A 22215-nucleotide genomic window follows, 5' to 3' on the forward strand; every position below is an offset into this window, starting at 1 on the left:
GGATATATCGCCAGAGTATTAGTTGCATTTCGACTTTATACTTTAGCCAGTCTTGACATCATCGAAGACGCCACCCGCAAGCCGCTCTTCAAGTTTATCGCCCACACACTCAGCCAGCCAACCGGATGGTGGGCGGGTCAGGGAAGGGCCGAAACTCCGGCCAATCGCGCTCCCAACCTACCCAATGGACCGCACGATCCTAGAGTATTCCCACGCCTTTCTTAGCAAACGCCTTTGAGTTGCCGGAGTCGTGAAACTGCGATAGCCAAGAGTGGCGGAAGGGGAGAGTAAGTTATGCTTAGCGTTTTGATTGCATCGCTGGCGTGGGGTCAATTAGACATTGATGCGAAACGCCTTTTGAAAGATGCGCGCGAATTGGAGAGCTTGTGTGGCACCATGGGTTACGAAACTGAGGGCCTCACCGATGAAAGGGCCTTCAACGTCATCAAAGCCGAACTGATGTTGCATCCGGTGAGGAGTGAAAAGGGCTTTAGAAAAATTCTCACGACAAATTCGCCCTACGAAGTGAAGCGATTGATGGAGAAATTGGCGACACTCAGAGAGGCTACGAGACTCAACCCCGACCTCGAAGAAGAAAACGAGGACAAGGCGGCGCGGCTTCTGCTCGATGGCGCCATGAAAGCGTACGACATATGTGGCGAAGCCTCAAATGACCCGCTTTTAGGAAAGTACTTTGTTGTAGATACGGGAAAGGTGAAATCGCGCGATTCGGAAGAGGCGCGATTGTGGAGGGAGTTTCGGTCGGCCACGGCCAATTGGACATATGATGATTAATTACTCATATGCTCAAGTAAGTGACGCTAATTGATGCCAAAAAGCTTGTTGAGAATTTAGCGCCTATAACGTCAGGTATATTTTCGATGCTATGGTGGCATGGTTAGACCGTTCGAAGACAAAAAAGACCTCGTCAGGCTCCGACCGTCGGGAACTTCCAGAATATCATGGACCAAGTCTGTTCGACGGCCGTCGCCATCTCGCGCCGGTAGTTTAATGGTCTTGTCAGGAGAAGCCGCTTAGTAGCATGCGTCCGGGTTACTATTGCAAAAAGCGTCGATCCGGGCCGCGCCTTCCTCGATCATCTCGCGGTCCGACTTTGAAGGACGACGATTGCGGATTTCGCTTTCGATCATCGCTGTCTCGCAGGCGTCACTCGGCCTACCAGGCGCGCCGTAACACTGTGAGAGGAATTTCTCCTCCGCGCTTAGTTCTACCTCCGGAGTGAGCGCATACAGAGTGCCTGCTATAAGCAACAGGACGGCTACGGCACCGCTGAAATACCACTGTATCTTCAATACACTTTTGTTCGGGTTCATAAACGCGACCTACTCTTTTGGGCAGTGGACGCAATTTGGCAGCGACGCGACAATGACTAAAGGGAAAACTGAATGGTCGAGCTTGAACCAAGTGAACGGGAATCCCTGCTGACCTTCATCGGGTACGGTAATCCAGCCGCTCGCCTGCGCTTCGTTGGTGCGGAGGAAGGGCTTGGCGGGGCCATGTCACCCGGGGAGCAAGCCGCCAACCTGCGTGCACGGTGCCAGTGGCCAGAGATTTACGACATGAGGGAGGCCCATCTCACCTTGGTAGAAAGGGGTGAGCCGATCGACATCTCGCGGCCAAGGCCCGGGTCGACAGGCGTGTGGCGCTTCATGTCGCGCATTGCCTTGGCTGCGGAGGGTAGCGACGGGTTCAACGATGATGACTTGGTGACCCATTATGTTCGCAACAAGCTGGGCCGCCGAGAGGGGTCAACCTTGCTGACCGAGCTCAGCCCCGTTCCCGCGAAAAAGTCCAGTCGGCCTACTGCCATCAAGTCGATCTCAGAAGAAGAATGGAGTGACTTGATGGAACGGCGACGCCAGCGCCAGCTCTCGATTTTGCGCGCGCAAGAGGCCGTCACGATCTGTTTCGGGCTCGGGAAGCGCGAGCAGTTTGCGCGGCAGCTGGAGATTGACTGGCACGGTATATCAGACCGGGTATTTTCTAGCCGGGACGGAATGACATTCTTGCTGCCGTTCTTTGGCAACGGCCAGCTGTCCAAAGCTGACCTGAAGTCGTTTGTTTGCAGTCAACCGTTTCGTGCCGCCGCAAAAAAGGCTGGCTTGAACTAACCCTAATTGCACTGCCCGGAACTAGCCCCTGTCAAAGTCGTGAGGTCTGATTGCCGAACTGGGGTCGAATAGAATCTTGCATAAAGAATGCATTCCTGTTTCCGAGCTCGAAGTTCCCTGTTCCAACCTTGGAAATTCCCTGTCTTTTGGGAACGCTGATGATCCCCGAATGAGCGGCATGCCCGAAAACCCCGTCTTTTCTCGACATGCCACGCAGCGATATCGCGACCGCGTTCCAAGAAAACAGCGATTATCAGGGAACTGGACCCGGAGACCGGTTAGCCCTGCACTCGCTGGGTCACCATTTAAAAAGCCGGTCCTTCGGGGCCGGCTTTTTTATTGGTGACCGGCGTTAAGAAATCAGTCCGAGGGACTGATTTTAGCCGCGGGGACCGAATCAGATCGTGGTTGTCGGCGCTACTTCGGCTCGACGATCAGATACTGCACCGTGGTCTCGCCTACATTCACCACCTCGTGCCAGGGCGTGCCGTTGCTCGCATAGCTGCTACCGGTCGCCAGTTCGACCTCGCGCGTGCCGCGGTCGTCGGTGATGCGCATCGTACCGCCCGACAGCGCATAGCCGAAATGTCTGGGATGCGTGTGCTTCTCGTGTCCCACACCGGGCGGAAAGGTGCAGCGCAGCACGCGCTGCGCCTCGTCCTCGTGGATCGCCTCGCACACTTTCTCGCCTTGCCAGCCCGCCTCGAGCGGTCCCGGAAGGTCCGCGACGACCGGGTGCACCAGCGCCCACAGGAAAAGCATCAGTGGGCGGCCAGGATCGCGATCGGGCAGGCGCGCAGCATGACGCTCGTCAACCCGCCGAACAGGCGCTCGACGATGCGGTTGTGGCTGTAGGCGCCCATGACGAGCAGTCCGGCCCCCATCTTGTCCGCATGATCGATCAGCGCGGTCGACACCTTGCCGTCAATCTCTGCGATGCGGCTGTAATTGGCGTGGATGTCGTTGCGCGAGAGATATTCGAGCACGCGGGTGACGGGGTAAAGACCGGGCTCGACTTCCTCGCCGCCCTCGGTGACGCGCACCACTTCGACTTCGCTCGCCAGCTTGAGCATGCCGATCCCCGCGCGGACCGCATTGGCTGCCTCGAAGCTGCCGTCCCAGGCAATGATCGCCTTGCCCTTGGGGTCGAACCGTTCCTGCCGGTCACCGCGCACGAAGATCGGCGTGCGCGAGCTGTGCAGCAGGTCGCCGAGCAGCCGTTCGGGCTTGAGATGACCTTTGTTGCTGGAGTGGCCCACGCGCCCGGTGACGATCAGGTCGGCAAGCGCGGCGCCCGAGGTCAGGCTGCCCGCCACAGAGCCGGTCAGGCGAACATAATCCCAGCTGACATCCTCGTTCGACAGTTCGTGGCGCACACGCTCTTCGAGCGCATCCTCGGCAGCGCGAAGATTCTTGAGGCCCTGTCCGTCGACATCGATACCGCCAAAGCTCTCGAAAACCGCCACGGCCCGTTCGGGCGTCACGTGCAGCACATCGAGATGCGCATCCGCAGCGCGCGCGATCGCCAGCGCATTTTCGACGCGAACATCGACGCGTTCGTCGTCCTGGACGTGGAGGAGGATGGTTTTCACTTGCGACTACCCTTTCAAACGCTCGGCATGCCAGCGGACATGGTCGGCCATGAAGCTGGAGATGAAATAATAGCTGTGGTCGTAGCCTGACTGCCGCCGGAGCGTAAGGGGCTGTCCCGCCTTGGCGCACGCGGCCTCGAGCGAAGCAGGCTTGAGTTGCTCGTCATAGAAGGGGTCGTCGGTGCCGATATCGACCAGCATCTCGGGACAGGTTGCTCCGTCCTCGAGCAAGGCGACGGTGTCATGCTTGCGCCAAGTCTTCTCGTCGCTCCCCAGATAGGTGCCCAGCGCCTTGCGGCCCCACGGCACCTCGCTCGGGTTGGCGATCGGCGCGAAGGCCGAAACCGAACGGAAGCGGTCGGGCTGGCGCAGCGCGAGCGTCAGCGCACCGTGACCGCCCATCGAATGGCCGGAGATGCCTTGCGCATGCAGGTCGATCGGGAAATGCGCCGAGACGAGCTGGCACAATTCGTCGGAGACGTAGCTCCACATATTGTAGTGCGGTGTCCAGGGCGCTTGCGTCGCATCGACATAGAAGCCCGCGCCTTGTCCGAGGTCGTAGCCGTCATCGTCCGCGACGTCGTCGCCGCGCGGGCTGCTGTCGGGTGCGACGAAGATGACGCCATGCTCCGCGCAGGCGGCGCGGTACTCGCCTTTTTCGGTGACGTTGGCGTGGGTGCAGGTCAGACCCGAGAGATACCAGAGCACGGGCAGGAGCTGGCCTTCGCCATGCTCGGGGACGAAGACCGAAAAGGTCATCGGCGTGCCCGTCGCGCGGCTGTCGTGGCGATACACACCCTGCGTCCCGCCATGCGCCTTCCAGCAATCGACCCGTTCGATGGCCATGGCTACTCCTTGGGCACCCGATAGAGGCCGCACAGCTTGTTGCCCGCGGGGTCGCGAAGATAAGCGAGGTAGAGCTTTCCGAACGGGTTTTCACGGATGCCCGGCGGGTCCTCGATCGCGGTGCCGCCCGCGCCGACGCCTGCCTCGTGCCAGGCATCGACCATTTCGGGACTGTCGCAGGCGAAGCCGATGGTCATGCCGTTGCCGCAGCTTGCGGGCTCGCCATTGATCGGTTTGGTGATCATCAGCACGCTTCCCTTGTGAAGCCAGCTGCCGCGGCCCTTGGGATCGGTAATGCCGGGCTTGCCGCCGATCGCCTGCATGATCGCATCGTAGAAGAATTTCGATTTTTCGAGGTCGTCCGCGCCGACCATTACGTGACTGAACATAAAGTCTCCTAGTAAACCACGACCGAACGGATCGACTTGCCCTCGTGCATGAGGTCGAAGCCCTTGTTGATTTCGTCGAGCGAGAGGATGTGAGTGATCATGGGATCGATCTGGATCTTGCCGTCGAGATACCATTTCACGATTTCGGGCACATCGGTGCGGCCCTTGGCGCCGCCGAACGCGGTGCCCTTCCACACGCGCCCCGTGACCAGCTGGAACGGCCGCGTCGCAATCTCCGCGCCCGCCGGCGCGACGCCGATGATGACGCTCTCGCCCCAGCCCTTGTGACAGCATTCGAGCGCCTGGCGCATGACGTCGACATTGCCCGTCGCATCGAAGCTGTAGTCGGCGCCACCGTCGGTCAGCTTGTAGAGGTGGTGCAGCACGTCATCGACCTCGCCCGGATTGACGAAATCGGTCATGCCGAACTTGCGGCCCCATTCTTCCTTGTCATTGTTGATGTCGACGCCGACAATCTGCTTGGCGCCCGCCATCTTCGCGCCCTGGATGACGTTGAGGCCGATCCCGCCAAGACCGAATACGACGACCCGCGCGCCTTTTTCGACCTTGGCCGTGTTGAGCACCGCGCCGATCCCCGTCGTGACGCCGCAGCCGACATAGCAAGCCTTGTCGAACGGCGCCTTGGGATCGATCTTTGCCACCGCGATCTCCGGCAACACCGTGAAGTTCGAAAAGGTCGAGCAGCCCATATAATGGTAGATCGTCTCGCCCTTGTACGAGAAGCGGCTGGTCCCGTCGGGCATGACCCCCTTGCCCTGCGTCGCGCGCAGGCGCTCGCACAAATTCGTCTTGCCGCTGGTGCACATCTTACAGGTCCCGCATTCGGGGATGTAGAGCGGGATGACATGATCGTCGGGCTTCACCAGGCTCACGCCAGGCCCGACCTCACGCACGATCCCCGCGCCCTCATGGCCGAGGATGCTCGGGAAGATGCCTTCGCTGTCGAACCCGTCGAGCGTGTAGGCGTCGGTGTGGCAGATACCGGTCGCCATGATCTCGACCAGCACCTCGCCTTCCTTCGGCCCCTCGAGGTCGACCTCGACGATTTCAAGCAGCTGTTTTTCGCCGAACGCAACGGCGGCGCGGGTCTTCATGGGTCGGGTCTCCTACATCAAATGTCCGACGACGTTGGTGACGTTATGCGCGATCAGCGGGATCAGGATACTTCCCGTACGCACGCGGATATACATGAGCAATGCGCCAAGGATGGCGACATAGGCGAAGATGACCGGATCGAAGCTCAGCGCGCCGCCGCTCACGAAGAAACTATGCCCGACGGTAAAGAGCAAGGTGGCGAGGATCGCCGCCCAGCCGAACCGGGCCGGGTCGGCTTTTCGACGCTTGGGCACCACCGCCATCGTCAGCAAAAACAGGAGCAGCCCGCGGAAAAAGAGTTCCTCGTCGAGCCCCGGCAGGGTGGCCTGATAGGCCAGCGCCTCGGCGCTATCCTTGGGCCCGTCCGCGGCAAGCAACTGCAGCACGACCATCAGCGCGACCATCGCGCCGGTCGCGATCAGCGACGGGATCAGCGACCCTTCGCGCCGTATGAGCGTGAGGCCCGCATCGGCCCATTTCGCCCCGGCCACCTTGACCGCCACGGCCAGCATAACGAGCGATGCGACAATCGCCGCCAGCTTGCCGCCCCAATTGAAATCGCGCCCTTCGTTGAGTGCGGCAAACGCTTCGAGCGTCGGCGCCTTCATCACCACGATCGTGTAGACCGTGTAGGCAAGGATCGCGCCGACCAGCCAGCCGACGCGGACGTCGACCCGCCGCGCCGCCGCGATGGCAATCAAGACGACGAGAACGGGTGCCCACCAAAGGCCCTGCATGATCAAGACATCGGTCATGTCGTTCCCCTTTGTCCGCGCACGATCAGGCTGTGACTGGCTTGTCCGACTTTTGCGTGGCGAGGCTCACCAGCCAGATCGCCAGCCATGCCGCGATAAAGCCGGGCACGATCTCGTAGATTACGCCGATGTCGAGCGCGATCCAGCCGATCACGACCGCCGCGCCGGTCACCAGCCCCGCGACGGCGCCCGCGCCGGTCATGCGCTGCCACGTGAGTGACAGGATAATCAGCGGCCCGAACGCCGCGCCGAAGCCTGCCCAGGCATTGGCGACGAGGCCCAGCACCTGGCTGTCCGGATCGGAGGCGATCGCGATCGCTGCCAGCGCCACCAGTGCGACGCACAGCCGCCCGACATTGACGCTCTCGCGCTCGCTCGCTTCCTTGCGGAAGAAGAGCTTGTAAAAGTCTTCGGTCAGCGACGAACTCGCGACCAGCAGCTGCGACGAAATGGTCGACATGATCGCCGCCAGCAGCGCCGCTAGCAGGAAGCCGGTGATAAGCGGGTGGAAGAGCAGATTGGCGAGCACGATGAAGATCGTCTCGGGGTCCTCGACCACGATACCGTTGCGCTCGGCAAAGGCGCGGCCGGCAATGCCGATCCCGATCGAGCCGAGCAGCGCCACGCCCATCCAGGTCATGCCGATATTGCGCGCCGTCTTCACCTTGGCGACCGTGTCGACCGCCATGAAGCGCACGATGATGTGCGGCTGCCCGAAATAGCCGAGCCCCCACGCCATCAGGCTGATGAAGCCGATCAATGTCAGCCCGTTGGTCATGTCGAGAAAGCCTTCGACCGGTACGTCGGCAAGCGATCCGCCGCCCTCGCCGCCCGGGCCGAACATGACGACCAGTGGCATGACGACGAGCGCCGTCACCATGATCAGACCCTGCACGAAGTCCGTCAGGCTGACCGCGAGGAAGCCGCCGACCATCGTGTAGGCCAAAACCACCAGCGCGGTTATCCAGATGCCGGTCATATAGTCGCTCATGCCGAGCCCAGGCAGCAGGCCCGAGAATGCCGTCTCGAACAGCTTGCCGCCCCCGACCAATCCGGCGGCCGTATAGACCGCGAAGAAAATGACGATGATCAGCGCGCTGACGACACGCAGCGCCGTGGCTTTGCCCGGAAAGCGGTTGGCGAGATACTCGGGAATGGTCAGCGCGTTACCGAGTCTTTCGGTCTGTTCGCGCAGCCGCGGCGCCACCACGATCCAGTTGACCAGCGCGCCGAGGAAAAGCCCGGTCCCGATCCACGCCTCGACCAGACCCGCGGCATAGAGCGCGCCGGGCAGCCCCAAGAGCAGCCAGCCCGACATGTCAGAAGCGCCCGCGCTGAGTGCTGCTACGCTCGGCGGCAGATTGCGGCCCGCGAGCAGGTAGCCCTCGCTCGTGTCGGTCGATCGCCTCCAGGCCCAAAGGCCGATGCCGATCATCAGGATGAAGTAAAGGGCGAGCGAGATGAGAATGCCTGTTTCCATGCGCGCGCACGCTATGGATCAACGGAGCCCGCGTAAACCGATAGTTGCCGCAACTGTGTTACTATTGCGATACAGTGGCGACATGCTATGGTCGCAATCATGAAGATCACACGCAGAATGATGGTCGGAGGCACCGTCGGTGCCGCGGCTGCAGCCTATGGCGGGCTCGTCGCCTGGCAGAACCGCAATATCCCCAGCACCAACAAGGGGATGGCGCTCGTCGCCGATCCCGACGAGATCCTCGACCTGCCCGAGGGCTTTTCCTACCGCGTGGTCGCGCGCACCGGCTCGACCATGTCCGACGGCCTGCTCCGCCCCGGCCGCCCCGACGGGATGGCCTGTTTTGCCTTCTCGGGTCGCGACAATGCGGTGATCCTGACGTCGAACCACGAGATTCCGACCTGGGACGGGATCAGCGCATTCGGCAAAGACGATGCGCTGCGCTCAAAGTTCACTGGCAAATATTACGATACCCGCCCCGACACCGGCATGCCCTATCATGGCGGTGTCACCATCACCCACTACAACCTCGACACGGGCGAAGTGGAACGCGATTTTCTCGCGCTGGCGGGCACCAAGATCAATTGCGCGGGCGGCGCGACGCCTTGGGGCAGCTGGCTGAGCTGCGAAGAGACGACCGATGTCGGCAACGCACCGCACGGATTCGTGTTCGAGGTGCCTGCGCTAATCGACGGCCCGGTCGAGCCCGTGCCGCTGAAAGCCATGGGCCGCTTCCGCCACGAGGCGTGCGCCGTCGATCCGGCGAGCGGCATCGTCTACATGACCGAAGATGGCGGCGAGGACTGCTTCTATCGCTTTATCCCCAACGTGCCGGGCAGGCTGGCAGAAGGCGGCACCCTCCAGGCGCTCATGATCGAGGGCAAGCCTAGCGTCGACACCAGCAACAATGACGAGCCGACCCTCATTGAGGGCAAGGAATATGCGGCCGGCTGGATCACGCTCGACGATGTCGAGGCGCCCGACGCCGACCTCGCCCAGCGCGCGATTGCGGCAGGCGCGGCGATGTTCAAGCGCGGCGAAGGCATGGCCTACGGACACAAGCCCGGCGGCGCGCAGGGCGAAATCTTCTTCAATTGCACGTCGGGCGGGAAAGCGGGCGTCGGGCAGGTGTTCCGCTACACGCCGGGCGCGAGCAACGACGAAGGCACGCTCACCCTCTTCTTCGAAAGCCCGGGCGCAGGGACGATGGAATATTGCGACAATCTCGCCGTCGCGCCGTGGGGCGACCTGATCGTCTGCGAAGACGGCATTGGCGACCAGTATCTGCGCGGCATCACCCCCGACGGCCGCATCTACGACCTCGCCCGCAACGCCCACGAAGACAGCAGCGAATTTTGCGGCGCCTGCTTCAGCCCCGACGGCAAGACCATGTTCGTCAACATCCAGGAACCGGGCATCACGCTGGCGATCACCGGACCGTGGGAGACGTTGCGGGTCGCCTAGCCACGACGCTTGCGCCTCGCCCTCGCTTCCGCCATCGTTCCGGCCATGGAAAAGGGACAGATGCTGGACGGACGTCACGCCGTCATCACCGGTGGGGGGAGCGGCATCGGCGCCGCCTGTGCCCGCCACCTCCACGCCGCCGGCTGCAAGGTCAGCCTGTTGGGTCGCCGGATCGAACCGCTCGAGGCGGTCGCCGCCGACACGGACGGCCAGGCGATCAGCTGCGACATTACCGACCGCGACGCGATCGAGGCGGCCTATGCCAAGGCGCGCGAGGCGAACGGGCCGATCGACTATCTGATCGTCAATGCAGGGATCGCCGACTCTAGCCCGTTCCACAAGATGAAGCGCGAGGACTGGCATCGCATCATGTCGGTCAACCTCACCGGCGCGTTCGACTGCGCGCAGGCCGCGATCGGCGACCTGTTGTCGGGCGAGGATCGCCGCCTCATCTTCATCGCTTCGGTCGCTTCGCTGCGCGGCATTCCCTACGCGGCGCATTACGGCGCGTCGAAGCACGGCCTGCTCGGCCTCAGCCGCTCGTTGGCGCGCGAATATGCGCAGGCGTCGTTGACCGTGAACGCCATCTGCCCCGGCTATGTCGACACGCCGATGACCGACCAGTCGGTCGCGAGAATCCAGGAAAAAACCGGGCGGAGCGAGGATGAAGGCCGCGCCGCGATCGAGCAGATGAACGCCCACGGCCGCCTCGTCTCGCCCGACGGGATCGCGACGCAGGTGATGACCCTGTGCCTGCCGATCAGCCGCGACATCAACGGCGCGGCGCTGACCATCGACGGCGGCACGGACGCGTGAGCCTCCACCCGCCCCACTTCAAGCCCGACCATTTTCGCTGGGCCTACGACGGGGATACGGGCGTGGCGACCATCACGCTCGACCGGCCGGAGAAGAAGAACCCGCTGACCTTCGACAGCTATGCGGAGCTGCGCGACACTTTCCGCGACCTCGTCGTCACGCCGGACGTCCGCGCCATTGTCATCACTGGGTCGGGCGGCAATTTCTGTTCGGGCGGCGATGTGTTCGAGATTATCGAGCCGCTGACCAAGATGGCGATGCCCGAACTGCTCGCCTTTACCCGCATGACCGGCGATCTCGTCCGGGCCATGCGCGCCTGTCCGCAGCCGATCGTGGCGGCGGTCGAAGGTGTCGCTGCGGGCGCGGGCGCGATCCTCGCCATGGCGAGCGACCTGCGCGTCGCAGCGCCCGATGCCAAGACCGCCTTCCTCTTCACCCGCGTCGGGTTGGCAGGCGCGGACATGGGCGCTTGCGCCGTTTTGCCACGTTTGATCGGCCACGGACGCGCCGCCGACCTGCTCTACACTGGGCGCTCGATGGGCGCCGAGGAAGGGCGCGACTGGGGCTTCTACCAGCGCCTTTCCGACGATCCGCTCGCCGAAGCGACCGAGCTCGCCACCGACATCGCTACCGGGCCGGCCTTCGCGCACGCCATGACCAAGCGGCAGCTCGACATGGAGTTCGCCGTTCCCATCGACACCGCGCTCGAGATGGAGGCACAGGCGCAGGCGATCTGCATGCAGACCAACGACTTCACCCGCGCCTTCGAGGCCTTCGCCAACAAGCGCAAGCCGGAGTTCAAGGGTGACTGACTGGACCGACTGGCCCTTCTTCGATGATGAGCATCGCGCGCTCGAGGGCGAAGTGCGCGACTGGGCGCAGAAGAATCTCAGCCACGCGCATGGCAGCGACGTCGACGCCGAATGCCGCACCATTGTCGTGATGCTCGGCCGCGCGGGTTTTCTCGAACATACCGTCGCGCATAATGGCGACCTGCCCGACGTCCGCCGTCTCGCGATCATCCGCGCCGCGCTCGCCTACCAGGCGGGCCTGGCGGACTTCAGCTTTGCGATGCAGGGCCTCGGTTCGGGCGCGATCAGCCTGTTCGGAGGCGACGAGATCAAGAAGATCTGGCTGCCCCGCGTCGGCAAGGGCGAGGCCATCGCCGCCTTCGCGCTGACCGAACCCGACACGGGCAGCGATGTCGCCGCCATCTCCACGACCGGAACCCGCGACACTGACGGCTATGTCATCAACGGCGCGAAAAGCTTCATTTCCAACGGCACGATCGCAGACGTCGTCACCCTCTTCGCCCGCACGGGTTCGCCCGAGGACGGCGCGCGCGGCCTTTCGGCCTTCGTCCTTCCCGTTTCCACCCCCGGCCTGACCGTCAGCCGCCGCATCAACACAATCGCCCCGCATCCGCTCGCCGAGCTCAGCCTCGAGAACGTCCGGGTCTCGGACGGCTGCCGGCTCGGTGAGGAAGGCGACGGCTTCAAGATCGCGATGCAGACTTTGAACCTCTTCCGGGTAACCGTCGGAGCAGCCGCGCTGGGTTTCGCCCGCCGCGCGCTCGACGAGGCCCTTGCCTTCTCACGCGAGCGCAATCTCGGCGGCGCGCCGCTCGCCGATCATCCCGTCACGCAGGCACGGCTTGCCGACATGGCGACTTCGCTCGATGCCAGTGCGCTCCTCATCGCCCGGGCCGCCTACGAGCAGGATATGCGGCCCGGCGAGGATCATCGCCGAGAGGCCGCGATGGCCAAGCTCCACGCCACCGAGGAAGCGCAGTCGATCATCGATGCAGCCGTCCAGCTCCACGGCGGTCGCGGCGTGGAAGTCGGCTCGAAGGTCGAGGAACTTTACCGCGAAATTCGTGCCCTACGCATTTACGAGGGCGCGAGCGAAGTGCAGCGCCAGGTGATCGGCAAGACGCTGGTCAAGGAGGGGCGATGAGCCGCGAGATTCTCCAGCCGCCCGGATGGCCGCGACCCAAGGGTTACGCCAACGGCATCGCCGCGACGGGTCGCCTGGTCTTTACGGCGGGTGTCGTCGGCTGGAACGAGCGCGAGGAGTTCGAGGCCGGAACGCTCACCGGCCAGTTCGAGCAGGTGCTTCATAACATTGTCGCCATTCTCGCCGAGGCCGACGCGAAGCCCGAGCACCTTGCCCGCATGACCGCCTACGTCACCGATCGCGACGAGTATCTGCGTGAGGCGCGCGACATTGGCGCGGCTTGGAAGCGGGTGCTGGGTCCCGTCTATCCGACGATGGCGCTGGTAGAGGTCAGCAGGCTGGTCGAGGACAAGGCGAAGATCGAGATCGAGGCGACCGCGGTCGTACCTGAGTAGGAGGGGGCTCCATGACCCGCGACGATTTTGTCGAACGACACCTGCCGCCGGAAAGCGAGCAGCCCGAATTCCTGTTTACCCTGCCCGAGCTGCAATATCCCGAACGCCTGAATGCTGCCGAAGAGCTACTCAGGGGCGGCGCGGCTGATGCCGTTGCGGTCGTCAACGACATGGGCAGCTGGACTTACGCAGAGATCGACAATTTCTCCGGACGCATCGCCCGCTACCTGGTCGAGACATGCTGCATCGTGCCCGGCGAGCGCGTGCTGCTGCGCGGCCCCAATTGCTACACGCTGTTCGCTTGCTGGCTCGGTGTGCTCAAGGCGGGCGGGATCGTGGTGGCCACGATGCCCATCCTGCGCGCCGGCGAGATCGCGACCATCATCGACAAGGCCGAGATTGCGCATGCGTTGGTCGACAGCCGCTTCATCGGCGACTTCCGCGATGCCGAGGAGCAGACGCGTCACCTCTGTAGCGTCACCACCTATGACGGCGACCACGGGCAGGGAAATCTCGAAAACCGCACCGCCGACCTCGAACCTGCGCGGCCCGCCGACACGGGCCGCGACGATCCCGCGCTAATTGCCTTCACCAGCGGCACCACCGGCATTCCCAAGGGCTGCGTCCACTATCATCGCGACATCCTCGCCCCGTGCGACACGTTTGCGAAGCATCTGCTCGCTCCCGCACCCGGCCAGGTCTGGGCGACCAGCGCGCCGCTTGCCTTCACTTTCGGGTTGGGCATGACGCTGATGTTCCCCTTCCGCTTCGGCGCGACTGCCGCGACCTTCGAGAAGCCCGGCCCCGACCCACTGATGGACGCGATCACCGCCCATGGCGTGACGCACGTCGCGACTGCACCCACCGCATACAAGGCGCTGCTCTCGCACCCCAAGCTCGACGAGGCATTGAAGACGCTCGATACCTGCGTGAGCGCGGGCGAGCATCTGCCTGAGGCGACGTGGCACGCTTGGCACGAGCGTACCGGTCTCGCGCTTGTCGACGGGATCGGCTCGACCGAGCTCATGCACATTTTCATCTCGGCAAGCGGGGACGACATCAAGGCGGGCAGCACCGGCAAGGCAGTGCCGGGCTACGAGGCCACCGTGCTCGACGAGAACGACCGGCCGATGGAGAAAGGCGAAGGCCGCCTCGCCATCAAGGGTCCGACCGGCTGCCGCTATCTCTCCGACCCGCGCCAGGCCGACTATGTCGTCGACGGTTGGAACGTCACCGGCGACACCTACGTCAAGGATGTCGAGGGCTATTTCTGGTACCGCGCCCGGTCCGACGACATGATCATCTCGAGCGGCTACAATATCGGCGCGCCCGAAGTCGAAAATGCGCTCCTGGCGCACGACGCCGTCGCCGAATGCGCGGTCATCGGCGTGCCGTGCGAGGAGCGCGGGCAGAAGGTAAAGGCCTTCATTGTCCCCGCCCCGGGCCACGAACCTTCGGACTCACTGATCGATGAACTCAAAGGTTTCGTGAAAGAAAAGATTGCGCCCTACAAATATCCGCGGGAGATCGAATTTCGCGAAAGTCTGCCGAAAACCGCGACCGGAAAATTGCGCCGCATTGAACTGCGCTCCGGATCCGGATCCGGTCCGTCAGCAGTCTAACCAAGCGCCCGCAGGTCGGAAAAGGCGACCAGGCGGTCATTGTGCGCCGGTGTTGGCGCGGCCTTTCCGAAGGGCCCGATCGTCTCCCTATAATAGGCTTCGAATTGCCCATAATGGGGCCCGGCCTCCGCCGCGAGGGCCTGACGTGAGAGAATGGTAATGCGGCCGCGACCGCAGGTGATCGCTCCCTTCGCGCGGAGCTTTGCGAGGGCATTGGTCACTGTCGGTCGATAAGCATTGCAGAGCTGGGCCAACAGCTCGTGCGTGATTTGCAATTCATCGCCTACGGTCCGGTCGTGACACATTAGCAGCCAACGCGCGACCTGCCCGACAATGTCGGCCTCGCGGGCAGCGACGACGGTCGAATAAACCTGCATCATGGAGGCGTACATCCAATGATTCAGGATCGACCGGCATTCCTCGCAATCGCCTATAACCCCACGAAAGTCGTCGATCGCGATACGACGCGCCCGCACCTTATCGACCTGTGCCATCGCGGCGCCGGAGCAGGCGGAGACGCCGAGCAGGCCGGCAAACGGAAAGATGCTCTCGGGGCCGCCAATCCCCATGTCGACGAGATTGCCGCTCGGGCTACGGATCGCATGCGAGACCACGCCCTCTTCGATCGCGAAGACGAAATTTCCCTTGAGATCGTCGGCCGGCAGATACTCTCCCATGGAGAAAACAATTTCACTTCCGACATTCTCTAGCGCGCGTCGGGCGCGCTCGGGCATACTTGCCAGCAACCTGTTCATCACAACGCCACCTCACTGGAACAGCAGAACGACTCGGCCCGATTAATTTCCCATAGAACTTAATGTAAAGCAACATACACATGAGACAGTTGAGTATTCTGGAATACAATCCGAAGTCAATCGCCATACATGTTGGAGTCCAGTGTAATACAGACAAAGGTTAGCTACCGTACATATTTGAATTTATTTGTCTTTTTCACGTTTGATAAGTTGCGCTTCACCGTTTCGGTGGAATAGCTCCCTCACTATCATAGTATAGGAGAGTGCAATGACCCAGGTGAGCAACGAAGCATCCTTTCGTGTGAAGTCTACTGGACCTGTAAAGGCGTCATCCTTCTCTCATCGGCCGCGATCGTCGGGATCAACTTGATGACGGTGTCGCAAGCCCATGCGCAGGCCTTGCCGCCCGCCGACGACAGAACCATCGTATCGGTCTGCAGCCGCGTGTCGCTGCCACCCTCGACGATTACCGGGGTTCTCGATGATGTCGTCATCGGAATCTATGACCCCATCGAGACGACCGTGAACGATACGTTGGCCGAGTTGACGCTGTTTGACGCCGTCCTTGGTGCGGCGCTTCCGACACCGCTTAACGTCGACGTGACCGGGTTGCTGACGACCGCTGCATCGGGCAGCGACATCACCTTGGAGGTGCTCGCCAATGATGGCACGCTCGTTGGGCCCAGCGACCAGTGCGACGCCGAAGCGACCAGCTTCGTCCTTGCCGACGACGCCGGACTTTCGCTGGGCGGAAATCGCATCACGGGACTTGGCGAAAGCGGCCGCGAGGCGCTGGCCGGAGAGATCGATTCGATCGCGCTCGGCAACGATGCGTCGACCGATGCCAGCGCCGTCGCCTCGATCGCAATCGGAACTGGCGCCACCGTCGGCGCGGGCGCCGATGGCTCGGTCGCGCTCGGCGAAGGGACCAGTGTCACCGCAGCCAACAGCGTCGCGCTCGGCGCCGACAGCGTCGCCAGTCGCGGCGCGGTCGCGGGCACGTCGGTCGGCGAAGTCTCGGTCGGGAGTCCGGGCAACGAGCGGCAGATCACCAATGTCGCTGACGGAACGCAGGCGACCGATGCCGTCAATCTCGGCCAGCTTCAGGCCGTTGCCGACATGGCGGTCCAGTATGACGATGCGACGATGACGACTGTGACGCTGGAAGGCGCCGGCCGCACAACGATCACCAATGTTGCCGATGGCGCGGTGACCGCCACGTCGAGCGACGCCGTCAACGGATCGCAGCTCTTCGCCACCAATCAGCAGGTCGGCGCCAATACGACGGCGATCACCAACCTGTCGGTCCAGGTCGCGAATGGGGGCACCGGACCGGTTCAGTATAGCGATCCGGGAACGCCGACGACGCCCAATGGCGGCACGCCGACCAACGACGTCACGCTGGTCGGTGCGGCTCCGGGGCCGGTCGCGGTCCACAATGTCGCTGCCGGTGACGTCAGCATGGGCTCGACCGATGCCGTCAACGGCGGGCAGCTTTACGACGTGCAGACGACTGCCGACCAGGCGCTCGCGCTCGGCCAGAATAGCGTTCAATATACTGACGCGACGCAGACGGCTGTCGATCTGGGCGACGGGACCACACCGGTCTCGGTGACCAATGTCGCCGACGGATCGATCACTGCAGGTTCCACCGATGCCATCAATGGCGGGCAGCTTTATGGCCTGTCCTTCACGACGGTAAATGCTGTTTCCTACGACGATGATGGCATGGGCAACCGGACCAACACGGTCACGCTCCAGGGCGGAGACCCGAATGCGCCGGTGACGATTACCGGGCTGGCCGATGGCGTTGCGGCCACCGATGCGGTCAACCGCCGCCAGCTCGACGCGGTCGCGGCGGGAGCAAACAGCTATACCGACATGGTGCTCAACGACTTGGCGTTCGATCTGGGCGAGGATATCCGCAATGCCTCGCGTGACGCGCGTGCCGGGACGGCCGGCGCGCTGGCCGCAGCGGCGCTTCCGCAATCGATGATCGAGGGTCGACCGATGCTGTCGGGTGGCTTCGGTTTCTATCGGGGCCGCGTCGGGTTCGCGATCGGCGGGTCCTACCGCGCCGCGAACGGGCGCTCGATCTACAAGCTCGGGGTCACCTATGACTCGAGCGAAAGCGTGGGCGCAAATGTCGGAGCCGGTTTCCAGTTCTGACGAACGATCACGCGGAAATGGGACGCCTTCTCACCGGGCGTCCCATTTCTTATTCGAATTCGACGATGACTTCGTCGACCTGGAGGCTAGCGCCTTCTTCGACGGGGATGGCCTTGACGGTTGCAGCCTTCTCGGCACGCAGGATATTCTCCATCTTCATCGCCTCGACCACGGCAAGCGGCTGGCCGGCCTCGACCTTGTCGCCCTCGCCAACCTGCAGCTTGGTCAGCAGCCCCGGCATAGGCGCCATCAGATATTTTGAGAGATCGGGCGCGACCTTCTCGGGCATATGCCCCATCAGGTCGGCGACTTCGCGACGTAGCATGCGTGCCTCGTGCACGCGTCCGCGCGTGGTCAGCTTGAACCCGCGGCCGTTGGTCTTGACCTGAACGATGCGACGCCGGTCGTCGCACTCGGCGACCAGCAGCGACTGGCCGGGAAAATAGTCGGCGACCACGTCGATCTCTTCATCGCCGATCCCGACGACAGTGCCGCCGTCATAGGGATCGACCGTGACATCGTGCCGCTCGCCATCGAGGTAGACGGCTTGCTCCATTGACGGGAATGCCGGTTCGCCCAACTGCCCATCGATCAGCGCCATGCGCGTTTCCTGCGTCATCGCCACCACGGCGGCCAGTGCGACAAGATCGGTCCGCAACACATCATCGGTCGGCGCACCCTCGAACCCTTCCGGATACTCCTCGGCGATAAAGCCGGTCGTGAGCTCGCCCGAACGGAAACGCTCGTGCTGAAGCAGTGCCGAGAGGAAGTCGACATTGTCCGACAGGCCTTCGATCTCGAACGCGTCGAGCGCCTCGACCGCCAGGTCGATCGCTTCCTCACGGCTGTCGCCATGGGTGATCAGCTTGGCGATCATCGGGTCGTAGAACATCGACACTTCGCCGCCCTCGGCGACGCCGTCATCGACCCGCACCACGCCATCCTCGTCGCGCTGCTCCAGCGGCGGGGAGTAGGTGGTCAGGCGCCCCGTCGAAGGCAGGAAACCGCGATAGGGATCCTCGGCATAGACGCGCGCTTCGATTGCCCAGCCGTCATGGGCAATGTCGTCCTGCTTGAATGGCAGCTTCTCGCCATAAGCGACGCGGATCATCTGCTCGACCAGGTCGACACCGGTGATTTCTTCGGTAACCGGGTGTTCGACCTGCAGGCGAGTATTCATCTCGAGGAAGTAGAAGCTGTCGCCGGTCTTGTCCTTGCCGGACACGATCAGCTCCACCGTCCCGGCCGAGTGATAGTCGACCGCGCGTGCCAGCGCGACGGCCTGTTCGCCCATCTTCTTGCGCATTTCGGGCGTGACGAAGGGCGAAGGCGCTTCCTCGATCACCTTCTGGTGGCGGCGCTGGATCGAGCATTCGCGCTCGCCCAGATAGACAATGTTGCCGTGCTTGTCGCCGAGCACCTGAATCTCGATGTGGCGCGGCTCTTCGATGAACTTCTCGATAAAGACACGGTCGTCACCGAACGAGTTGAGCCCCTCGCGCTTGGTCGCCTCGAAGCCTTCGCGCACGTCCTTCTCGCTATAGGCAAGCCGCATGCCCTTACCGCCGCCGCCGGCCGACGCCTTCATCATGACGGGGTAGCCGATATCGTTTGCGATTTTCACCGCCTCGTCCGTATCTGCGATCTCGCCGAGATAGCCGGGCACCACGTTGACGCCTGCTTCCTTGGCCAGCTTCTTGGATTCGATCTTGTCGCCCATCGCCGCGATCGCGGGCGCGGGCGGGCCGATGAAGGCGATACCGGCCTTGTCGAGCGCTTCGACGAAGGACGCGCGTTCGGACAGGAAGCCGTAACCCGGATGCACCGCCTCGGCGCCCGTTTCCTTGCACGCGGCGATGATCTTGTCGGCGACGAGGTAGCTCTCCGCCGCTGCCGCAGGCCCGATGTTGATCGCTTCGTCCGCCATCTGGACGTGCGGCGCCTTGGCATCGGCATCCGAATAGACCGCGACCGTCGCGATCCCCATTTTCTTCGCGCTGCGCATGACGCGGCAGGCGATTTCCCCGCGATTGGCGATCAGGATCTTCTTGAACATGCAAACTCCGCAAAAACATGGGGCGGCACAGGCCTCAAGCGCCTATGCCGCCCCATACGACTTTCATCAAGTCGCCGGACTATTCGTTCCGGTCGATATGGCCGAGGCCCCCCGTCCAGTCGGTCTGCGCGTCGGCATAGCGCTTGCGCATCTTGGCGAGTTCCTCCTCGCTTCCGACCAGCTTGACGAGTTCGGCGTCGATCTTCTCTGCCATGGGATTTTCAGCCCAGCTCATCATGTCGGGTCCGCCTGGCATATGGTTGATGACGATCATCTCCCAGCGCCCGGTGTTCATGTGGTAATATTTGGGCGGGACCATGCCGGCCGCCTTGTAGGCAGGGATGAGATAATTCTCCTGCCACTCCTCGACCCATTCCCGCTCGTCGGGGTTATAGTTGACATAGCTCACATAATACCAATCGAGCGGCGCTCGCTCGATCGTGGCATCCTGAGCCGAGACAGGAGACGCGCACGCAACAGCACTCATCGCCGCGAGCGCGGCGAAGCCAATGATTTTCATTGTTGTTCTCCCCTATTGAAGGACTCGGGAACTAGCAGAAAACTCCGGATAAGTGGAGTCTGGTTAACACAGGTTATTCCGTACGCTCCTCGCGAAGGTTTTCCGCAATCAAATGCTGCGAAAATGTCGGAAGAGCATCAAAATCATACCAGGGGATCAAACGAGCTTGGCAACTCTCAATCTCTAGAGAGCCATCATCGTAACGCTCTATGTCGAGCGCGGCGGTTCCGCCCTCTTCAAGATTGATGGCAAGTCGTGGACTGACGACCGGCTGCACCCCGTAATATGGGGCGCCCTGCCAACCTTCGCGCACGAGCGCGCTCCGGGCGGATCGACTCCTTTCCTTCGCGACAATGACAGGCCGGAGACTCTTTTCGATCCGCATGGTGATGCCGAGATCGACCATCCCGGCGCCGCCTGCACGTACATGAAGTGTCCATTTCCTATCTCCCATGCGAGAGATCTCGCAATTGGCAGGTCCTTCCGACACGTCCTCGCCGTCTCGGCTGACCCACAAGATATGCTGGCTCCCCCGAGCCACCGGTCGATAGTTTTTCGCAAGCGCTCGGAAAAATGGCCAGTTCGCCCGCATAGCCCAGTCGCCCCATGCGTTGTAACTGGGAGAAATGATCGTGACCGCGGAGACCTTGCGTTCCGCTACCACCGACACGTACTCGTCGCGAGCCTTGCTTCCGAGCGCATGGATGATCGACCCGTAGGGCGTCGGCGTGCGCTCATTTCCAGTGATGATATTCATCTGGGACGTGTAAGTGGACAGGAGCGATGGCCCACTACTGCGGTCGATATCAAGACGGCGCATAATTCGAGCGAACGCGTCCATCTCCTCGGCAATCTGCCGCTCGACATGAAATCCGAGGGCGTCCACGAATGGCTCATCGGCCCTGTTCTCGATCAGCTTTTGTGTCACTCGTGACTGGACCGCCACGACCGCACCCATCAGCGCGATCGTCCCGATCACCGATGCCGATAGGAGAACGTCTTTGTATCGCTTGAGGGCGCGGAAGATCTGCGGCCCAAAAACGATGAATGGCGATGCCCAAGCGACCATGACGATACTGTAGAAATACGATGGATAAACGTGGCCCCCGAGTTGGGGCAGGAGCGCCATTCCCAAGGAAGCTGTGGCCACAAAAAGATAAGACGATAAACGGGCAGGTGCGCCACGGCCTCGAAGACGTCGCACCACGGCGACTAGGATGCCGATGAGCAAAATGAGAAGTGACAGCCTCTGAAACGCGGTCATCGGCGAGATAAGGTGCCAGAGATCAGACGCGCTCAATAATCGATCTTCTCTGCCCCACTGACCGAAGTACCAGATCTGCTCGGAAGGCACCGAGACGAAATTATAACGGAGCCAGGCCAGGGGTTCACCGCGAGTGACAATTAGCAGACTAAGGGTCGCCGTCAGAAACGCCGTGCCTAATATCGAAAAGAGCGTGACCGCCATGCGGCGCCAATCTCGCAGATGGCAAAGTACGGCAGCGCCAAGCAGCGCCAGCAGGACTGGAATGCCGGAATCGTTCGACCACAGTAGGCCGAAGCCAGCGACCAAGCCCATCGCCGCTCCCGACTTTGATGCGCTCCCCAACAGGCTTTGACGCAACGCAGGAAGAACGACTGGAAGCATCAGAAGTGGTAGCGCCCACCGTAAAGGACGAAGCGAGACTCCTGGATCAATCAGCTGCTCCGCGCCAAAGAGATGAAGCAGGATCAGTGCCGCCGCGACCAAGGCCCATCGCAGGACAGCGCCCGGCCACCGTGCGAGCCGAGTAAGCCCCCAAATCGAGATGAGATGACCGGCAGCGATGACGGCTCCCGCTGCCACTGTGGAAGCCCAGACATTAGAGCCCAGCACCACAAAAAATGGGACCAGCACCAAGAGCGATGTCACGCCAAGATATGAGTGAAAATCGTGGCCCAGCTGGGCGCCACTCGAAAAATTCTGCAACGCAAACCACGTCTGCATCGCACCATCGAGCGAGGCCAATGGATGTGCGTAGCGCAGGACAAGCGAGTCGATGACGATCATGGCGACCGCAAAAACCAGCGTCGCGCCCATCATCGTCCGCGCGACCACCTGCGTAGGAATATCGATCCCGAAGAATCTCAAGTGAATTCGAGCACGCAATAC

General features: G+C 62.3%; 20 protein-coding genes. 9 read left to right on the forward strand and 11 right to left on the reverse strand.

What is annotated here, in order from left to right; all coding sequences use genetic code 11:
- Positions 1-294: 294 nt before the first annotated feature.
- Both KTQ36_RS10825 and KTQ36_RS10830 read left to right on the forward strand, forming a co-directional pair.
- Complete coding sequence (locus tag KTQ36_RS10825) at positions 295-795, forward strand: hypothetical protein (protein WP_218633664.1); 501 nt, start codon at positions 295-297, stop codon at positions 793-795.
- 611 nt (positions 796-1406) lie between these two features.
- The gene (locus KTQ36_RS10830; RefSeq protein ID WP_218633665.1) at positions 1407-2132 is read left to right on the forward strand and encodes a hypothetical protein; all 726 of its coding nucleotides are present in this window, start codon (positions 1407-1409) and stop codon (positions 2130-2132) included.
- A gap of 417 nt (positions 2133-2549) precedes the next feature.
- Here the strand turns inward: KTQ36_RS10830 and KTQ36_RS10835 are convergent, their stop codons facing one another.
- The 7 genes from KTQ36_RS10835 to putP are packed head-to-tail and all read right to left on the reverse strand — an operon-like array spanning position 2550 to position 8310.
- The gene (locus KTQ36_RS10835) at positions 2550-2894 is read right to left on the reverse strand and encodes a cupin domain-containing protein (RefSeq protein ID WP_218633666.1); all 345 of its coding nucleotides are present in this window, start codon (positions 2892-2894) and stop codon (positions 2550-2552) included.
- Complete coding sequence (locus KTQ36_RS10840) at positions 2894-3724, reverse strand: universal stress protein (protein ID WP_218633667.1); 831 nt, start codon at positions 3722-3724, stop codon at positions 2894-2896. The genes KTQ36_RS10835 and KTQ36_RS10840 overlap by 1 nt, the downstream gene beginning before the upstream one ends.
- A 6-nt stretch (positions 3725-3730) precedes the next feature.
- Positions 3731-4570: an S-formylglutathione hydrolase gene (gene fghA, locus KTQ36_RS10845; protein ID WP_218633668.1), complete on the reverse strand. Its 840-nt coding sequence runs from the start codon at positions 4568-4570 to the stop codon at positions 3731-3733.
- Between the two features lie 2 nt (positions 4571-4572).
- Complete coding sequence (locus KTQ36_RS10850) at positions 4573-4959, reverse strand: VOC family protein (RefSeq protein ID WP_218633669.1); 387 nt, start codon at positions 4957-4959, stop codon at positions 4573-4575.
- A gap of 8 nt (positions 4960-4967) precedes the next feature.
- On the reverse strand, positions 4968-6074 hold the full coding sequence (locus KTQ36_RS10855) for an S-(hydroxymethyl)glutathione dehydrogenase/class III alcohol dehydrogenase (protein ID WP_218633670.1): 1107 nt from the start codon (positions 6072-6074) through the stop codon (positions 4968-4970).
- Positions 6075-6086: 12 nt separating this feature from the next.
- Positions 6087-6830, reverse strand: coding sequence for a CPBP family intramembrane glutamic endopeptidase (locus KTQ36_RS10860; RefSeq protein WP_218633671.1), 744 nt, complete (start codon positions 6828-6830; stop codon positions 6087-6089).
- Between the two features lie 25 nt (positions 6831-6855).
- Complete coding sequence (gene putP, locus KTQ36_RS10865; protein WP_218633672.1) at positions 6856-8310, reverse strand: sodium/proline symporter PutP; 1455 nt, start codon at positions 8308-8310, stop codon at positions 6856-6858.
- Positions 8311-8409: 99 nt separating this feature from the next.
- Here putP and KTQ36_RS10870 point away from each other — a divergent pair, with 99 nt between their 5' ends.
- The 6 genes from KTQ36_RS10870 to KTQ36_RS10895 are packed head-to-tail and all read left to right on the forward strand — an operon-like array spanning position 8410 to position 14563.
- Positions 8410-9774: an alkaline phosphatase PhoX gene (locus tag KTQ36_RS10870; RefSeq protein ID WP_218633673.1), complete on the forward strand. Its 1365-nt coding sequence runs from the start codon at positions 8410-8412 to the stop codon at positions 9772-9774.
- Between the two features lie 9 nt (positions 9775-9783).
- Positions 9784-10590, forward strand: a complete 807-nt coding sequence (locus KTQ36_RS10875; RefSeq protein ID WP_218633674.1) for an SDR family NAD(P)-dependent oxidoreductase — start codon at positions 9784-9786, stop codon at positions 10588-10590.
- Positions 10587-11402 carry an enoyl-CoA hydratase family protein gene (locus KTQ36_RS10880; protein WP_218633675.1) on the forward strand — a complete coding sequence of 272 codons (816 nt, stop codon included), beginning with the start codon at positions 10587-10589 and terminating at the stop codon, positions 11400-11402. Before KTQ36_RS10875 ends, KTQ36_RS10880 begins: the two co-directional genes overlap by 4 nt.
- The gene (locus tag KTQ36_RS10885; RefSeq protein ID WP_218633676.1) at positions 11395-12546 is read left to right on the forward strand and encodes an acyl-CoA dehydrogenase family protein; all 1152 of its coding nucleotides are present in this window, start codon (positions 11395-11397) and stop codon (positions 12544-12546) included. Before KTQ36_RS10880 ends, KTQ36_RS10885 begins: the two co-directional genes overlap by 8 nt.
- On the forward strand, positions 12543-12941 hold the full coding sequence (locus KTQ36_RS10890) for a RidA family protein (RefSeq protein ID WP_218633677.1): 399 nt from the start codon (positions 12543-12545) through the stop codon (positions 12939-12941). Before KTQ36_RS10885 ends, KTQ36_RS10890 begins: the two co-directional genes overlap by 4 nt.
- A gap of 11 nt (positions 12942-12952) precedes the next feature.
- On the forward strand, positions 12953-14563 hold the full coding sequence (locus KTQ36_RS10895) for an AMP-binding protein (protein WP_218633678.1): 1611 nt from the start codon (positions 12953-12955) through the stop codon (positions 14561-14563).
- Here KTQ36_RS10895 and KTQ36_RS10900 read toward each other — a convergent pair.
- The gene (locus KTQ36_RS10900) at positions 14560-15240 is read right to left on the reverse strand and encodes a Crp/Fnr family transcriptional regulator (protein ID WP_218633679.1); all 681 of its coding nucleotides are present in this window, start codon (positions 15238-15240) and stop codon (positions 14560-14562) included. The genes KTQ36_RS10895 and KTQ36_RS10900 overlap by 4 nt on opposite strands.
- Before the next feature lie 447 nt (positions 15241-15687).
- On the opposite strand from KTQ36_RS10900, the gene KTQ36_RS10905 reads away from it, so the two are divergent.
- Entirely contained in the window at positions 15688-17487 is a 1800-nt protein-coding gene (locus KTQ36_RS10905; protein ID WP_218633680.1) for a YadA-like family protein, read from the forward strand.
- A gap of 49 nt (positions 17488-17536) precedes the next feature.
- On the opposite strand, the gene KTQ36_RS10910 is transcribed toward KTQ36_RS10905, so the two are convergent.
- The 3 genes from KTQ36_RS10910 to KTQ36_RS10920 form a co-directional block, all read right to left on the reverse strand.
- On the reverse strand, positions 17537-19543 hold the full coding sequence (locus tag KTQ36_RS10910) for an acetyl-CoA carboxylase biotin carboxylase subunit (RefSeq protein WP_218633681.1): 2007 nt from the start codon (positions 19541-19543) through the stop codon (positions 17537-17539).
- Positions 19544-19622: 79 nt separating this feature from the next.
- Positions 19623-20063, reverse strand: a complete 441-nt coding sequence (locus KTQ36_RS10915; RefSeq protein ID WP_218633682.1) for a hypothetical protein — start codon at positions 20061-20063, stop codon at positions 19623-19625.
- 73 nt (positions 20064-20136) lie between these two features.
- Complete coding sequence (locus KTQ36_RS10920) at positions 20137-22212, reverse strand: hypothetical protein (RefSeq protein WP_218633683.1); 2076 nt, start codon at positions 22210-22212, stop codon at positions 20137-20139.
- Positions 22213-22215: the final 3 nt, after the last annotated feature.

The organism is Sphingomicrobium clamense, from assembly GCF_019264355.1.
GTDB classification, from domain to species: domain Bacteria; phylum Pseudomonadota; class Alphaproteobacteria; order Sphingomonadales; family Sphingomonadaceae; genus Sphingomicrobium; species Sphingomicrobium clamense.

Coding starts and splice junctions, on each gene's coding strand:
- KTQ36_RS10825 (WP_218633664.1), top strand. CDS start 295: ATGCTTAGCGTTTTGATTGCATCGCTGGCGTGGGGTCAATTAGACATT.
- KTQ36_RS10900 (WP_218633679.1), bottom strand. CDS start 15,240: ATGGGAGAGTATCTGCCGGCCGACGATCTCAAGGGAAATTTCGTCTTC.
- KTQ36_RS10905 (WP_218633680.1), top strand. CDS start 15,688: ATGACGGTGTCGCAAGCCCATGCGCAGGCCTTGCCGCCCGCCGACGAC.
- KTQ36_RS10895 (WP_218633678.1), top strand. CDS start 12,953: ATGACCCGCGACGATTTTGTCGAACGACACCTGCCGCCGGAAAGCGAG.
- KTQ36_RS10850 (WP_218633669.1), bottom strand. CDS start 4,959: ATGTTCAGTCACGTAATGGTCGGCGCGGACGACCTCGAAAAATCGAAA.
- KTQ36_RS10855 (WP_218633670.1), bottom strand. CDS start 6,074: ATGAAGACCCGCGCCGCCGTTGCGTTCGGCGAAAAACAGCTGCTTGAA.
- putP (WP_218633672.1), bottom strand. CDS start 8,310: ATGGAAACAGGCATTCTCATCTCGCTCGCCCTTTACTTCATCCTGATG.
- KTQ36_RS10870 (WP_218633673.1), top strand. CDS start 8,410: ATGAAGATCACACGCAGAATGATGGTCGGAGGCACCGTCGGTGCCGCG.
- fghA (WP_218633668.1), bottom strand. CDS start 4,570: ATGGCCATCGAACGGGTCGATTGCTGGAAGGCGCATGGCGGGACGCAG.
- KTQ36_RS10915 (WP_218633682.1), bottom strand. CDS start 20,063: ATGAAAATCATTGGCTTCGCCGCGCTCGCGGCGATGAGTGCTGTTGCG.
- KTQ36_RS10910 (WP_218633681.1), bottom strand. CDS start 19,543: ATGTTCAAGAAGATCCTGATCGCCAATCGCGGGGAAATCGCCTGCCGC.
- KTQ36_RS10830 (WP_218633665.1), top strand. CDS start 1,407: ATGGTCGAGCTTGAACCAAGTGAACGGGAATCCCTGCTGACCTTCATC.
- KTQ36_RS10860 (WP_218633671.1), bottom strand. CDS start 6,830: ATGACCGATGTCTTGATCATGCAGGGCCTTTGGTGGGCACCCGTTCTC.
- KTQ36_RS10890 (WP_218633677.1), top strand. CDS start 12,543: ATGAGCCGCGAGATTCTCCAGCCGCCCGGATGGCCGCGACCCAAGGGT.
- KTQ36_RS10835 (WP_218633666.1), bottom strand. CDS start 2,894: ATGCTTTTCCTGTGGGCGCTGGTGCACCCGGTCGTCGCGGACCTTCCG.